This is a genomic window from Candidatus Phytoplasma pruni, from assembly GCF_013391955.1.
Lineage (GTDB): Bacteria > Bacillota_I > Bacilli_A > Acholeplasmatales > Acholeplasmataceae > Phytoplasma.
On sequence record NZ_JABUOH010000020.1, the window covers coordinates 1 to 1,290 of the forward strand.

Consider the following 1,290-nt stretch of genomic DNA (forward strand, 5'->3'; position numbering starts at 1 on the left):
CCTCCACAAGTAAGTCTTTTTTTTGTTTCGTTTAAAATTGTTTTAGAAGTTTTCCGCGCTTCTTTACACAACCCCAACCAAAAACTTTAAAATTTTTGTTTGGATATTTTTATTTTAGCATTTATTTTTTAAAAAGTCAAGTTTTTTTATTTATATATTATTAATTGTAAATTTTTTAAACATTATAATATCTTGATTTTTGTTTTTTATTAAGTAATTATTGGTTATTTTTTGTCTGGGGTGGGTTGTGGAGCGTTGTTCGGTTCAGGGGTTGGAGCAGGTTTGGTGGTGGTTGTGTATGCCACTTCTATTTCGCCTGTGTATTTGGAGTTTGTTGGATTGGCGGTGATTTTAACTTTTTTTCAGTAGGATCAATGGTTAAGGTTGTGTCGGGTTGAAGGTCGGATGGTAGAGCGGCTCTGATTTCTTCGGGAGTGGGGTTGTTAAGATCGAGGGCCGGAACGTCTGGTAGTGATTCTAAATATTTGTCATTCAAGGGTGTTCTTTGGGCTAGGGAGGCGAAAGCGGCGTCGAGTTGTTCTTTACCAACTTTTTCTTTGTGTTGAGAGTAGGCGATGTAGGCGGCTTTTTGCATGTAATTTCCCATGCTACGGAATGATCTTAATTCGTCGTGTTGATGGATTTTTGTTGCCATTTCGTTTTGGAGGTAGGTTTTGGCTTCGTCAGTGATTTTCATTTTGTTAGCTAAGCGGGTAAGAGCGGCTTTGACAGCGGCTAAATCAGGTAAGAATACTTCGATTTTGTATGTGAAACGGTCTAACATAGCGTCTTCGATTTGGTCGGCGTGGTTCGTAGTACCGATTAAGAAAATAGGTTTATCGGGGTTGTTTTTCATAGAGGTCATTTCAGCTTTGAATTGGTTTACGACATCGGAACGTCCGTTGTCGCCTTCACCTAGGGTGTTTAAATCACGGAAGGCTCCTTCTGCTTCGTCAACACAGATGATGGCTCCGTTGTGTTGTTCGGCTAATTCGCGGGCTTTGGTGAATAATGTTTTTACTAATTTAGGAGCTTCACCAACGTATTTTTTAGAGAATTCGGAACCAACGATTTCGATATAAGGTAATTGTGATTCTTTGGCTAAGGCACGGGCTAGGGTAGTTTTACCTGTTCCTGGCACGCCGTAGAATAGTGCTCCTGTTGGTGGTTTTAAACCGAATTTTTTCGCATCAGCGGGGTTTTTGATGTATAACATGAATTCTTGTAAAGCTTCTTTTTCTTTTTGCAAACCGTCTAATTGGTCGATGGATAAGAAACCGGATAATTTGT

General features: G+C 39.5%; 1 protein-coding gene. It reads right to left on the reverse strand.

Translation table 11 applies throughout. From position 1 onward, the window contains the following. Positions 1-307: 307 nt before the first annotated feature. A partial coding sequence (locus HR065_RS00640; protein WP_178733994.1) for an ATP-binding protein occupies positions 308-1,290 on the reverse strand: 983 nt, incomplete at its 5' end.